Source organism: Aliamphritea spongicola (assembly GCF_017051665.1).
GTDB classification, from domain to species: domain Bacteria; phylum Pseudomonadota; class Gammaproteobacteria; order Pseudomonadales; family Balneatricaceae; genus Amphritea; species Amphritea spongicola.
Genome location: NZ_JAFIDL010000001.1, coordinates 143,828 through 156,686, shown reverse-complemented (window position 1 = coordinate 156,686; position 12,859 = coordinate 143,828). Strand labels below are relative to the sequence as shown.

Genomic DNA, 12,859 nt, shown 5'->3' with positions numbered 1-12,859 from the left:
TCAGGCCCCGGAGTTGTGACGTTGAGTTTTTCAGTTGCCGACATTCGCCAGCAGTTTCCGCTGCTGGATCAGCAGATTCATGACCAGCCACTGGTCTATCTGGATAATGCCGCCACCACCCAGAAACCGGCGGCCGTCATTCAGGCAATCAACAACTATTACGGTTCAGATAACGCCAACGTCCACCGTGGCGCACATCATTTAAGCGAACGGGCAACCCTGCAGTTTGAAGCGGCCAGACAAAGCGTCAGGCAGTTCATCAATGCCGCCAGTGAAAAAGAGATCATCTGGACCCGGGGCACCACAGAAAGCCTTAACCTGATCGCCCAATGCCTCACTGGCCAGATTCATAAAAATGATGAAATCCTGCTTACCGAACTGGAACACCACGCCAATATCGTCCCATGGCAAATGCTGGCCCAGCGCACCGGCGCAGTGATCAGAGTTGTTCCGATTCTGGCAAACGGCGATCTCGATCAGCAAGCTTTTGGCAGCCTGCTTAACAGCCGGACAAAAATTGTCTCGCTGACCCATGTATCCAATGCGCTGGGAACAGTGAACCCACTGGCCGCCATGGTCCGACAGGCCAAGGCAGCTGGTGCAACTGTCATTGTCGACGGTGCTCAGGCCGTCGCGCACATGAACATTGATGTGCAGCGTCTGGGCTGTGATTTTTATGTTTTCTCCGGCCACAAAATGTATGGCCCAACCGGTACCGGCGTACTCTACGGCCGCCAGGCCTTACTGGAAGCAATGCCTCCCTGGCAGGGTGGCGGTGAGATGATCCGCAGCGTCAGCTTTGACCACACCGAATACAACGACCTGCCTTTTAAGTTTGAAGCCGGCACCCCGAATATCGCCGGTGCTGTTGGCCTGATGGCTACGGTTAACTGGCTTAACAGTTTGGACCGCCGTGCTGTTGCCAGTCACGAACAGACACTGTTACAGCATGCAATAAAGTGCTGTGAACAGGTAAAAGGCTTTACCCGGATCGGTGCCCCAACCGCCAACGCGGCCATTTTGTCATTTCAACTAACCAGCCACCACCAGCAGGATGTAGGACTTATCCTTGATCAGCACGGTGTTGCAGTACGAACTGGTCATCATTGTGCAATGCCACTGATGAACAAGCTTGGGCTACCCGGTACGATCCGTGCCTCATTTGCAGCCTATAACACCACGGAAGACGTGGAACGTTTTGCTGAAATCCTGCAACAGCTAACCTCCAGCGGCTTCTTTCCCGTAGCTGAAACCGTCAGCAGTGACAAAGCCTTTACCGATAACCCGTTCGGCAAAGATATAGACTCAGACGCCATACTCGGCAAGCTTGAGCCTCTGACCAGCTGGAATGACCGTTACCGGGAAATCATGCTGCTGGGCAAACAACTGCCTCACATGACCAGTGAAGCAAAAGTCAGCGAACATCTGGTAAAAGGCTGCGAAAGCTCTGCCTGGCTGGACTATCAGAAAGATGCTGATGGCCACTACTGGTTCAGTGCCGATGCGGATGCCAGGGTTATCCGCGGGCTGATTGCCCTGGTACTGGCAGCCGTTAACGGTAAAACCGCTGAAGATATTTTGCAGTTTGATATTGAAGGGTATTTAAAGCGTCTGCAGCTGATGAAACATCTCAGCCCTTCCCGGGGCAACGGCTTACTGGCGATCATCGCACGTATCCGGGAGATCGCATCTGCCTGACCTTCCCGGACGGGACCGGGAAGGCAGGCTATTTACGTTAACTGGGTTTTAACAAACAGTGGCTAGTCAGTCAGACTATCCACCCGCATGTTTTCCCGCTCATAATGAATCGGCATCGCACGGCCATATAAATGCTCTGAATGCTTAGGCCGGTTAACCGTAAACGGATCGGTTGAATAAGTCGGCAACGCGATAATACGCATGGTATCCCCTTCGATACGGGTGACCCGGTGCATGGAAAAACGCCCCTTGAACAATTGCAGATCCCCCGGGCGTAACTGTAACTGATGCACCTTATCACTGTTACCGGCCAGCACTTCCTTTACATCATCAAAGCGCTCGTCTTCAGGATTACGGATATCCGGGGCGAATTCAAAGCAACCGCCGGCTTCAGACTCCTGCACCAGAATACTCACGGTGAATTCATTGCCGTCAAAATGCCATGGGAAATAATGCCCTGAATCCATGACTGAATACGGATTACGTCCCAGCGGATCTGCCCAGCAATACAGCGGCCAGATATTCAGGCACTCGCCTACAAAGCGCAGCATTTGCGGGTCTTCATAAATCGCACGCAGGTCCGAACTCTCTTCCAGTACATCGGAATTGATATAACCGCTCTCACGGCGTTCAAAAAAGCGCTTGGGATGGTCTGCTGGAAGGCTTTCATCATCCGGTGTGAAATAGGGATTATGGCTCCCCTGTGACCAGAACGTTTCCGGCAGCAGACGTTTTGCCTCTGCGGTCATCCGTTGCAGGGATTCCGGCTTCACAAAATTACGGATAACCACACAGCCGATTTCATCCAGCTCTTTACGGCAGTGTGCTAACAACGCCTGGATTTCAGGGTGTTCCAACTGATCAATCGGATACTTTTGCAGATCAACAATGTCTCCCAGCTGCATACCTTCTGCCTGAATCACCGTTTGCCCGTTCATGATCTTCTAACTCCACATCTGATGTTTTATATAGCGGCATCCCCATGCCGTTTACATAAATATCAAACAACCGCTTCCATAAAACAAACAAATATAATCTAATGTTAATATCGAAATAACCGATATCATTTCAGTCCGGTAACAGCACCGGCAAGCCCTGTTTAAGAGGTGTTATGAACATAGAGCACATGCGCGCCTTTCTGGAGGTGACAGCAACCGGCAGTTTCCAGTTGGCAGCAGACAAACTCTGCGTCACTCAGTCGACTATCAGCGCAAGAATCAAAGCACTGGAAGACCGCCTTAACCGGGAGCTGTTTCTGCGCCGACGTAACGGTGCCGAACTGACCGCCGCCGGTCATCATTTCCGGCGTCATGCGCTGACATCCGTGCGGGCCTGGGACCGGGCCCGTCAGGAAATTGCCCTACCCGACGACCTTAAAGCCATTGTGAATCTTGGCCTGCAGCTCAACCACTGGGAGCAGATCGCCCCGCCCTGGCTGGCCTGGATGGAACAGGAAGCGCCCAACGTTGCGACCCATGTACTGGCAGAGTATTCAACCACACTCATGGAACGTCTGCGGGACCGGCTGCTGGATGTCGCTATTCTTTACGATCCGCAACAGCGTCCTGAACTGACCATTGAACCTTATATGAGTGAACCGCTGATTCTGGTGTCTACTGAACCCCGTGAAGTGGTGCCCGGCAGAGTGCCGGGCTATATCTTTGTCGACTGGGGCGACAGCTTCCGGGCCCAACACAGCCTGGCATTCGCCGATGTTCCGGTGCCCAAACTAACCGTTGGCCTGAGCAGCGTCGGTTTACAACACATTCTTAACCACGGCGGGTCCGGGTACTTTATCGCCAGCTCGGTTGAACCACTAATCAGGGAAGGAAAATTGTACAGGGTTGAGGAGGCACCGGTCTTCCAGCGCCCGACGTATCTGGTGTATCAGGAATCACCCAGCGACAGTGAACTGATTGAAACGACCCTGAAAGGCCTGAAAGCAATTGCGCAACAACAGCCAACTGAATCAGACTGACAGCTCTCCCTGAGCAATCCCGGTCACTTCATCACTGACGCTGACCTGATTTCTGCCGGCAGATTTTGCGACATACAACGCATCATCTGCCGCTTTAATCAGCATATCCATCTGTTCAGCATGTTGTGGAAAACTGGCAACCCCGGCGCTGAATGTGTATTGCACTTCACCGTCGGACAATGGCATAGGCTGCTCCGCCACACGTTTACGCAACTGCTCGACTAACTGAAAAGCACCGTCTGAATCAGTATTGGGGAGCAGCAACAGGAATTCTTCACCGCCCCAGCGCATCAGTGTATCGGACTGTCTCAGCTGTGCAGAAATACCGGCCACCAGATGCTTAAGGACCTGGTCACCAACCTGATGACCATAGGTGTCATTGATGCTTTTGAAGTGATCAAGATCGATCAGGCTGACACTGAACTGCCGCCCGTAGCGCTGCGCATAGCTGAGCTGTTTACGAAAATGCATATAACCGGCACGGCGGTTCAGCAGATCCGTCAGATAATCATGGCTGGCCTGGCGCCGTAACAGAACCTCCTGCGCCTTGGCGGCACTGATATCCTGCACCATACCCACCATTCTCAGAGGCTGTTGTTGGGCATCCCGTTCGTATACCCGCCCCTGATCATGTACCCAGACATATTCACCGGAAAAAGTCTGCAACCGGTATTCAGCATCAAAACGGGGAATCTCGCCCCGCAAATGGGCATTCATGATATCCATGACCGCCACACAGTCATCCAGATGTATCTGCTGCTGCCACTCCCCCAAACCAAAATGGGTCTTTTCAGCAGGAAAATCCATGATGCGTTTAAATTCAGAAGAGATATATACCTCGTTGGTTTGCAGATTTATTTCCCACAAACCATCAAGAATATCGTTCAGAGCAAAGTTACGTTGCAGGCCAGTTTCCACCAGCGCTTCACGGCTGTGCAGCTGAGCGGTTATATCCCGGACGCTGACGACACCGTAACACTCACCCTGCCAGGAAAACGGCTGAATACTTATTTCCAGTGAAAGTGGCTGGAGCCCTCCCAGGTATTGCACCTGACGGGTATCCGGCTCACCGGACCAGTCATAGCTGAAAATAGCCCCGAAAGACTTCCCCTTCAGGCTGTCAGATACACGGTTAAGCAACTGGCATAAAGGCTCATTCACCAGCCGAACGGTACCCTCTTTCCGGTCAATCAGACACAGGCCGTCACTGCTATGATTCAGCATCGCAGTATAGAACTCAGTATCCGGAAAGGTATCGCACACAGTAAGGGCCCTGAACATTCACAAAAAACCACTGGCAGTGAACGTTATTTAGACCACATAACTGTATAAAACTCAAACACCATTCGTCCGGCATTACTCGCCGGACGAACGTAAATAACAAAAAATCAGAGGGGAAACTTACACTAAAGTGTTTTCGCGGCGGGCTTTTTCAATCAGCTTTTGTAATACCCGCGATACCGCTGCAAAGGCAAAACTGGCGGTGACACAGGTTGATGCGCCGAAACCACCGCTGCAGTCCAGACGGGTATTACCATCCTGAACGGACTTCATCTGGCACACTGAACCGTCCGGCTGAGGATAAACAAGCTGTTCTGTGGAATAGACACAGTCGACCGCAAAACGGCGGCCGCTCTTACTGAAATTGTATTCCCGGCGCAGCAAGCTGCGCACCTTAGCCGCCAGCGGATCATGATTGGTTTTACTCAGATCACAGATCTCAATCCGGGTCGGGTCCATCTGCCCGCCGGCACCACCGACGGTAATAATACCCAGCTTACGCCGCTTACAGTGTGCAATCAGGGCTGCTTTTTCTTTCACACTATCGATAGCGTCGATCACATAATCAAACTGTTCACCGATCAGCTCAGGAATATTCTCCCGGGTAATAAAATCATCAATCTCAGTTACTTCACAGGCCGGGTTTATTTCTTTAAGCCGCTGTGCCATCACCTCAACCTTGGACTCTCCGACAGTATCGGTGAGCGCATGAATCTGACGGTTAACATTGGTTATGCAGATATCATCCAGATCGATCAGAGTGATCTTTGCAACACCTGAACGAACCAGCGCTTCCGCTACCCAGGAGCCGACGCCGCCGATCCCGATTACACAGATATTTACCCGCTGAAACAACCGCAAACCTGCCGCGCCATACAACCGCTCAATACCGCCAAACCGCGGATCAGTCTGATTCGTCACGCCGTCAACTCTCCTGCTAAAACTCTTCGTCCGTCAGCTCAGTCAGCACAACTTCGCCACACTGATTGCACTTACCCTCAATGAATACAATGCCTTTAAACTCATATTCCAGCGGGGTATTCATGCCCAGATTTTCTTGCAAACATTTATCACACCAGGTTTGCTCCAGAAACGCCTGACGCTCCTGTTCATCACGGGCCATAAAGTCCCGTTCAATCCGCTCATCACTCATGGGAGTTCCTTACTGCTTTTCACGTGCTGTTTCTTTATTTCAGGCCAGGGTAACGCTTCCGGCTCTGCCCATTCAGCGGGCCAGTCTTCCTGTCTCCACCGGGCCTCTTCCGGTAGAAAACTGTACCGGTAAGACTTACCTTCCAGCTCAAACCCCAGATACCAGGCATGCAGGAAGCCCCTTTCAGCCTCCGCACCGGCATAACGACTGTCACCCAGAATCGGCGCACCGATGCTCTTAAGGGCCACCCGTAACTGATGGGTCTTGCCGGTCACCGGCCGGAGCAGAAACACTCTCAAACCACCGCCAAGACCATGACTGAAAAACTGGGTCCGGGCCGGATTTTCTGCCGAAGGTGCTAACTTCCAGCTCCCCCGGCGGGCTTTGAGCATATCGCCACTGATCAGCCCCTGTTTCTTTTTCGGTTTTGCCTGACTCAGCGCCATATAAAACTTTACCATGCGCCGTTCAGCAAACTGCCGCCCCAACTCGGCGGCCACAGCTTTGCGCTTAGCCAGCAATAACAAGCCCGAGGTCATCCGGTCCAGCCGGTGCACCAGATATAACTCCTGCAGCTGCAACTGAGACTGTAACAGCATCACCAATCCGGCATCCTGATCATCTTTATGAACAGAGATTCCGGGAGGTTTATTAATCAACAGAAAATCATCCGTCTCCGCGACGGTAGTAATATCTGCAGAGCAGGCTTCATTTGGCAGAATGTCTGGCATCAAGGTCAGCGGTTATCCGAAAAAAGAGAAATATAGACGTTTACTGTGCATTCCCGCCAGTAACGGCCATTAAGACGGCCAATTGCCCAGTGTGCTTCTGCGTGAGTGGCAGCAATGGTCACCCAGGCACTGGCATGATCCCGCTGTTCGCTGGTGTAAATCTCAACATCCAGCACTTCCACATAACCTTTCAGAAATTCTCTGATGTCATCATCAGAAACGTCACGGGGTAAGTCTTCCAGAATTATTTTCACAGCCCCTCCTGGTATGTTTGCTAACACACAGTATAGCGACTACCAGCCAAGTACCTGCTTTACGAAAGGAATTGTGACTTTGCGCTGCGCACTGAGGGAGGCATTGTCCAGCTGATCAAGAAGGTCAAACAAGTCCTGCATGCTGCGGCTGGCCCGGTGAATAAGGAAGCGTGCAACTTCTTCAGACAGTTCAAATCCGCGGCTCTGTGCACGTACCTGAAGCGCAATCACCTTGCCATCATCATCCAAACCCTGAACCTGAAAGACCATGCCCCAGGTAAACCGTGACGCCAGATCCGGTAATTGAATACCTAACTGACGCGGCGGACGGTCAGCGGCAACCACCAGGAAATTATTTTCACTGCGAATACGGTTGAAGAAATGGAACAGCGCCTCTTCCCATTCACGGTTACCGGCAATGGCCTGGAGGTTATCCAGACACACCAGATCCAGATGCTCCATACCATCCAGTACGCCCGGCCCCAGATCGGTCAGTTCATCCAGCGGCAAATACACCGCCGTACGTCCGGCAGGATCACTGGCATGACAGGCGCCCTGCAGCAAATGCGAGCATCCAACGCCCGGGGTTCCCCAGAGATACAGGAAAATGTCACCTTCCCCGATTGCCACCTGTGCCAGGCAGTTACAGACAAGCTCATTACCCCGGCTGAGATAAGTCTCGAACCTGGCATCATCACGTAACGCAATGCCTAAAGGTAATTGGATAGGTACAGGGTTATTCATGTATTCAACAATCGGAGCTGGCAAATCCAGTTAAATCAGATCGGACTCAACAGGCCTGCCGGTGAAATACTATCCAGCAATCAATCAATTCCGGACCGGCCTGTCAAAAAATTTGGCGTATCTTACTACGCCTCGATACGCAAAAAAAGGTACCTGTTCAATCCCCGGCAAGATCCTTTTGGCTATCGGTAACACTCTCTGTATCACCGGGAGGCGCTTCAGCCGTTTTCGCTTCACCGTAGAGGCTGCTTCGCTGATACCCGTCATGTAAATGGCGCAGCAGCACCATGATCACTGCAGCAACAGGCAGGGCTATCAGAATCCCGACAAAACCGAATAACTGGCCACCCGCCATAATGGCAAAAATAACTGCCACAGGGTGCAGACCGATCCGGTCCCCTACCAGTAACGGGGTCAGCACCATGCCTTCCAGCATCTGTCCGATAATAAATACCAGCCCGACCCAGGCCAGTACGGTAGGGTCATTGAACTGCAGCATTGCCGCGATAATTGCCGCCACAATGCCGATAATGAAACCCATGTACGGCACGATACTGGCCAGACCAGCAATCATGCCCACCAGCAGCGCAAGATCAAGCCCTACCAGCCACAGGCCAATTGCGTAAATCGCACCCAGCGCTGTCATTACCAGTAACTGACCTTTAACAAAGGCACCGAGTACTTCATCACATTCGCTGGCCCACAGACTGACTCTGGGCTCAACGTTACGGGGCAGTAGGTGACCGATTTTTTCAATCATGACATCCCAGTCACGTAACAGATAAAACATCACCACCGGGATCAGCACCAGATTCGCCAGCCAGGCAGCAACCGCCATACCGGACTGCCCGATGCTGTTCATTACATCCTTTAATACATTGCCGGTCTGTTGCCAGTTACCACTGAGAATCTGCCGCACGCTCTGCCAGTCAAAACTGGCCAGTGAAATGCCCAGATTCACTTCCATCCAGGGAACAACTTTGGTCTCAAATAAGGTAATCACCGCCGGAATGGTCTTCACCATCACCTGGATCTGATGCCCCAGTTTCGGTAACAGCAATAACAACAGAAACATCACCAGCGCACTGATAATGCCGAAGACAATGATCACCGCACCGGTACGTGACATACCTTTATCTTCCAGCCGGTCAGCCAGCGGATCAAACATATACGCCAGCAGTGCTGCCACCATAAAGGGTGAAAGAATCGGCTGAAGCAGATACACCAGCCCGCCGGTCACCGCCAGCACACAGATAAACATCCAGCGCTGTGAATCAGTCAGTTGCATTATATTGTCATTCCTTTATCAACAATCGGTTACTGCCAGCGATAATACAGCGGCCCTGCCGCCTGCGCAGAGGGCAGAACAGAATCAGACTGCATACGGGGATTCAGCCGGATAGCTTCAACAAGTGCCGGTACGCCACCCTGCACTTTCACCCGCAGGGTTACGCGGTCATTTTCCAGCTGAGCAGGTAAGACCTTTTCAACGGGCTGCAGTTCACGCATATATGTCAGTAACTGCAAGTAGTCATCAATTGAATCAAGCTTACTGATCTCCAGCACGATGCCCTCTTCAACATAAGTATTCTCAACCACGGCTGTTTTACCTAACAACTGATCAGCAACGGAATCCACCACAGTCTTCAGTTGTTCTCCAAGATTACCTGCCGGAGCCAGATTATGGTTTCGCTCCTGATACGTCAGTTGCCAGCGGGTTTGCCAGGCCCCACTGGCCTGACGCTGCAACCGTCCGACTAAAACCGCATCAGCACGGTAACGGGCTGAGGCCCGGGTCACAGGCTCCTGAAATGCTCCCCAGATATCACCTGGCGTAACTGCCTGCTGGTCATCAAGATCAAGCAATGGCAGCATCACAGGTAAAGCCCGCAACTGCGCAAGGCCCTGCAGCTCCGTAACAATCTCGCTTTCTGCAGCCACAAAATCCCGGGGACGTTCCGGACCTTCTGCTACCAGCCATACCAATACTCCCGGCCGCCCGGAACCAGCTGCGGATAAACCGGCCTCGTTCAGTAACCGGCTGATCGCCTGCTCATCAAATGTCAGCTGTAACCGCAGCCCCAGCACTTCCCGGCCATCTCCTGCTGCTACAGGAGTCTGGGTCGACTCATAAGAGAACCCCTGTAAATACGCAGCCGGTGTCTGCAAGGCTTCGCTGATCCGTGCATTCCCCGCTACCTGACTGCGCCCGGAGACTTTAACCAGCACGCCCTGAAGCGCTTTACTCAGCTGTGCATCGGTTGGCTGAGCCAACTGCTCAGGCACCAGCAACTCCGAACGGTAAAGATTATCGACGACCGCAGCCTGCACGAGACTGCCCGCCAACAGCAATAAAGTAAGTACGGTACTGCTAAAAAAACCTTTCATGAACAAAATTCATCCTTAACCTGACGCCCGCGCCCGGCAGATAACGATTAAAAATAAGTACCAAAAAAACAGGCTTCAAACTCTACCACACATAGCTCCCCTTAAAGCAACCTGATAGAATACCGCCACATTTTTTCAGTAACCTCCTAGAATGGGTTTTCACACACTATGTCTACCACTGACAATACCTCTATCAGCTACAAAGATGCCGGCGTTGATATCGACGCAGGTAACGCCCTGGTTGACCGCATTAAGGGCGTTGCAAAACGCACAGCCCGACCTGAAGTAATGGGTGGCCTGGGCGGCTTCGGAGCCCTGTGTGAAATCCCTGCTGGCTACAAACAGCCAGTACTGGTTTCCGGCACTGACGGTGTTGGCACCAAACTGCGTCTGGCGATGGATCTGAACAAACATGACACCATCGGTATCGATCTGGTAGCCATGTGTGTTAACGATCTGGTTGTTGCCGGTGCTGAACCCCTGTTCTTCCTGGACTACTATGCCACTGGCAAGCTGAACATAGACATAGCAGCTGACGTGGTTGCCGGTATCGGCAAAGGCTGTGAACTGGCCGGTGCGGCACTGGTTGGCGGTGAAACCGCAGAAATGCCAGGCATGTACGAAGGTGAAGACTACGATCTGGCCGGTTTCTGCACCGGTGTGGTTGAAAAATCTGAAATCATCGACGGTTCTAAAGTAAGCATCGGCGATGCCATCATTGGTCTGCCATCTTCAGGCCCGCATTCAAACGGCTACTCACTGATCCGTAAGATCATCGAAGTTCGCGGCGCTGACCTGAGCGGTGAAGTGGACGGTAAGCCACTGACCGAAGCCCTGCTGGAACCAACCCGCATTTATGTGAAGCCATTACTGGAACTGATCAAGAAGAGCCAGGTCAATGCCCTGTCTCACATCACCGGTGGCGGCCTGCTGGAAAACATTCCGCGCGTTCTGCCTGAAAGCGCTAAAGCCGTGATTGACACCCAGTCATGGAACATGCCTGAAGTCTTCCGCTGGATTCAGCAGCTGGGCAACGTTGAAAACCGCGAAATGTACCGCACCCTGAACTGCGGTGTAGGCATGGTTGTCGTTGTACCTGCTGATCAGGCAGACTCTGCACTGCAGATTCTGCAGGATGCCGGTGAAAGCCCATGGGTTATCGGTCACATTGCAGCGGCAGACGCCAATGAAGAACAGGTAGAACTGCTGGGCGTGGAAGCATAATACATGACAAGCCCTGTGCCGGCTGCAGCAAAACGAATCGTTGTCCTGATCTCGGGCAGCGGTTCTAACCTGCAAGCCATCATTGATGCCGTTAATGCCGGACGCATTAACGGCAAAATCGAAATGGTCATCAGCAATAAGGATGACGCCTACGGTCTCGAACGGGCCCGTCAGGCCGATATTCCTGGCTGCGTCATCCGCCATACTGACTACAGCGACCGTGACAGCTTCGATCAGGCACTGATTGCCGAAATCGACAGTCATTCACCGGATCTGGTTATTCTGGCCGGCTTCATGCGTATATTCACCCCGGAATTCGTAAACCGCTATTCCGACCGGATGCTGAATATCCACCCTTCTCTGCTGCCTAAGTACAAAGGCCTGAATACCCATCAGCGCGCCATTGAAGACGGTGAAGCCCGTCATGGCTGTACCGTACACTTTGTCACAGAAGAACTGGATGGCGGACCACTGGCCGTTCAGGCTGCCGTGGACATTCTGCCGGACGACACTGCCGATAGCCTGCAACAGCGGGTTCACACTCAGGAACATAAGATTTACCCACTGGCTGTTGAATGGTTCTGTAATGACCGCCTGCAGCTTGTTTCAGGACAGGTTCAGCTCGACGGCTCCAGTCTGGACAGCCAGGGTTATCAGTTCACGGAGTAAATATGCCTCTGAGCATTCGCCACACCTTCCAGAAAACCGCCAGACAGACAGCCGCACTGTGCCTGTTGCTGTTACCCGTTTCAGCAGCTCAGAGCGCCGGTGTACAGGTTGAGCCTTACAAGGCCGTCTATGCCTCTGAATGGGATTTAGGCTTTTCACTCAACGGAGAAGCCGTGCGGCAACTGCAACGATTGGACAATGGCTGGCAACTGAGCCTGGATGCCAGCGCCATGGTCGCCAGCCTGAGCGAAAGCAGCAAGCTTCGCTTCAGCCCTGAAGGTGTCGAACCCCGCAGCTACAGCTACCAGCGCAAAGTGCTGGGCAAAAAGACCCGTGAAGCGCTGAGCTTTGACTGGCAAAACCATCAGGCCAACAGCCAGATCACAGATGACCCCTGGCAACTGGACGTTCCTACCGGCGCACTGGATAAGCTCAGCTATCAGCTGCAGCTACGCCTCGACCTGATCAACGGGCGGGAAGCACTTGAATACAAAGTTGCGGACGACGGCAAGCTGAAGACCTACCGTTTTGTACGTGAAGGTGAGGAAGACATCACTACGGAACTTGGCACGTTCAAAGCCGTAAAGCTGCGCCGTGACCGTGGCACAAACAGCAAACGGCAAACCTGGATCTGGTTCGCGCCTGAACTTAACTATCAGTTAGTTAAGTTGCTGCAAAGCGAAAAGGACGGCAAACAATATTCTCTGGTTCTAAAAGAACTAAAATAATCCGGACCAGC

At 52.5% G+C, this 12,859-nt stretch carries 14 protein-coding genes; 5 read left to right on the top strand and 9 right to left on the bottom strand.

Features of this window, described 5'->3' with window-relative positions; translation table 11 throughout:
• The first annotated feature begins 21 nt into the window (after positions 1–21).
• Positions 22–1,698, top strand: coding sequence for a SufS family cysteine desulfurase (locus tag JYB63_RS00760; RefSeq protein WP_205655836.1), 1,677 nt, complete (start codon positions 22–24; stop codon positions 1,696–1,698).
• A 62-nt stretch (positions 1,699–1,760) separates the two neighbouring features.
• On the opposite strand, the gene JYB63_RS00755 is transcribed toward JYB63_RS00760, so the two are convergent.
• Positions 1,761–2,636 carry a HalD/BesD family halogenase gene (locus tag JYB63_RS00755; protein ID WP_205655835.1) on the bottom strand — a complete coding sequence of 292 codons (876 nt, stop codon included), beginning with the start codon at positions 2,634–2,636 and terminating at the stop codon, positions 1,761–1,763.
• A gap of 173 nt (positions 2,637–2,809) precedes the next feature.
• Between JYB63_RS00755 and JYB63_RS00750 the strand changes: the two genes are divergently transcribed.
• Positions 2,810–3,676: a LysR family transcriptional regulator gene (locus JYB63_RS00750; protein WP_205655834.1), complete on the top strand. Its 867-nt coding sequence runs from the start codon at positions 2,810–2,812 to the stop codon at positions 3,674–3,676.
• Here JYB63_RS00750 and JYB63_RS00745 read toward each other — a convergent pair.
• The 8 genes from JYB63_RS00745 to JYB63_RS00710 form a co-directional block, all read right to left on the bottom strand.
• Positions 3,668–4,939, bottom strand: a complete 1,272-nt coding sequence (locus tag JYB63_RS00745) for a diguanylate cyclase (protein WP_205655833.1) — start codon at positions 4,937–4,939, stop codon at positions 3,668–3,670. The two genes, JYB63_RS00750 and JYB63_RS00745, sit on opposite strands and share 9 nt — an antisense overlap.
• Positions 4,940–5,077: 138 nt before the next feature.
• Complete coding sequence (gene tcdA, locus JYB63_RS00740; protein WP_205655832.1) at positions 5,078–5,878, bottom strand: tRNA cyclic N6-threonylcarbamoyladenosine(37) synthase TcdA; 801 nt, start codon at positions 5,876–5,878, stop codon at positions 5,078–5,080.
• Between the two features lie 16 nt (positions 5,879–5,894).
• Positions 5,895–6,110, bottom strand: a complete 216-nt coding sequence (locus JYB63_RS00735; RefSeq protein ID WP_205655831.1) for a hypothetical protein — start codon at positions 6,108–6,110, stop codon at positions 5,895–5,897.
• Positions 6,107–6,841, bottom strand: coding sequence for a TIGR01621 family pseudouridine synthase (locus JYB63_RS00730; RefSeq protein WP_205655830.1), 735 nt, complete (start codon positions 6,839–6,841; stop codon positions 6,107–6,109). Before JYB63_RS00730 ends, JYB63_RS00735 begins: the two co-directional genes overlap by 4 nt.
• A 5-nt stretch (positions 6,842–6,846) precedes the next feature.
• Complete coding sequence (locus JYB63_RS00725) at positions 6,847–7,095, bottom strand: RNA-binding protein (protein ID WP_205655829.1); 249 nt, start codon at positions 7,093–7,095, stop codon at positions 6,847–6,849.
• A 39-nt stretch (positions 7,096–7,134) separates the two neighbouring features.
• Positions 7,135–7,839 (bottom strand): DnaA regulatory inactivator Hda, encoded by a 705-nt coding sequence (gene hda / locus JYB63_RS00720; RefSeq protein WP_205655828.1) that lies wholly within the window; start codon positions 7,837–7,839, stop codon positions 7,135–7,137.
• 157 nt (positions 7,840–7,996) lie between these two features.
• Positions 7,997–9,127 carry an AI-2E family transporter gene (locus tag JYB63_RS00715; RefSeq protein WP_205655827.1) on the bottom strand — a complete coding sequence of 377 codons (1,131 nt, stop codon included), beginning with the start codon at positions 9,125–9,127 and terminating at the stop codon, positions 7,997–7,999.
• Between the two features lie 29 nt (positions 9,128–9,156).
• The gene (locus JYB63_RS00710; protein ID WP_205655826.1) at positions 9,157–10,227 is read right to left on the bottom strand and encodes a DUF2066 domain-containing protein; all 1,071 of its coding nucleotides are present in this window, start codon (positions 10,225–10,227) and stop codon (positions 9,157–9,159) included.
• 168 nt (positions 10,228–10,395) lie between these two features.
• Between JYB63_RS00710 and purM the strand changes: the two genes are divergently transcribed.
• Genes purM through JYB63_RS00695 form a run of 3 tightly spaced genes read left to right on the top strand, consistent with a single transcriptional unit; the run spans position 10,396 to position 12,848 of the window.
• Positions 10,396–11,451: a phosphoribosylformylglycinamidine cyclo-ligase gene (purM, locus tag JYB63_RS00705; protein WP_205655825.1), complete on the top strand. Its 1,056-nt coding sequence runs from the start codon at positions 10,396–10,398 to the stop codon at positions 11,449–11,451.
• Between the two features lie 3 nt (positions 11,452–11,454).
• Entirely contained in the window at positions 11,455–12,120 is a 666-nt protein-coding gene (gene purN / locus JYB63_RS00700) for a phosphoribosylglycinamide formyltransferase (protein WP_205655824.1), read from the top strand.
• Between the two features lie 2 nt (positions 12,121–12,122).
• Positions 12,123–12,848 (top strand): DUF3108 domain-containing protein, encoded by a 726-nt coding sequence (locus JYB63_RS00695; protein WP_205655823.1) that lies wholly within the window; start codon positions 12,123–12,125, stop codon positions 12,846–12,848.
• Positions 12,849–12,859 lie beyond the last annotated feature (11 nt).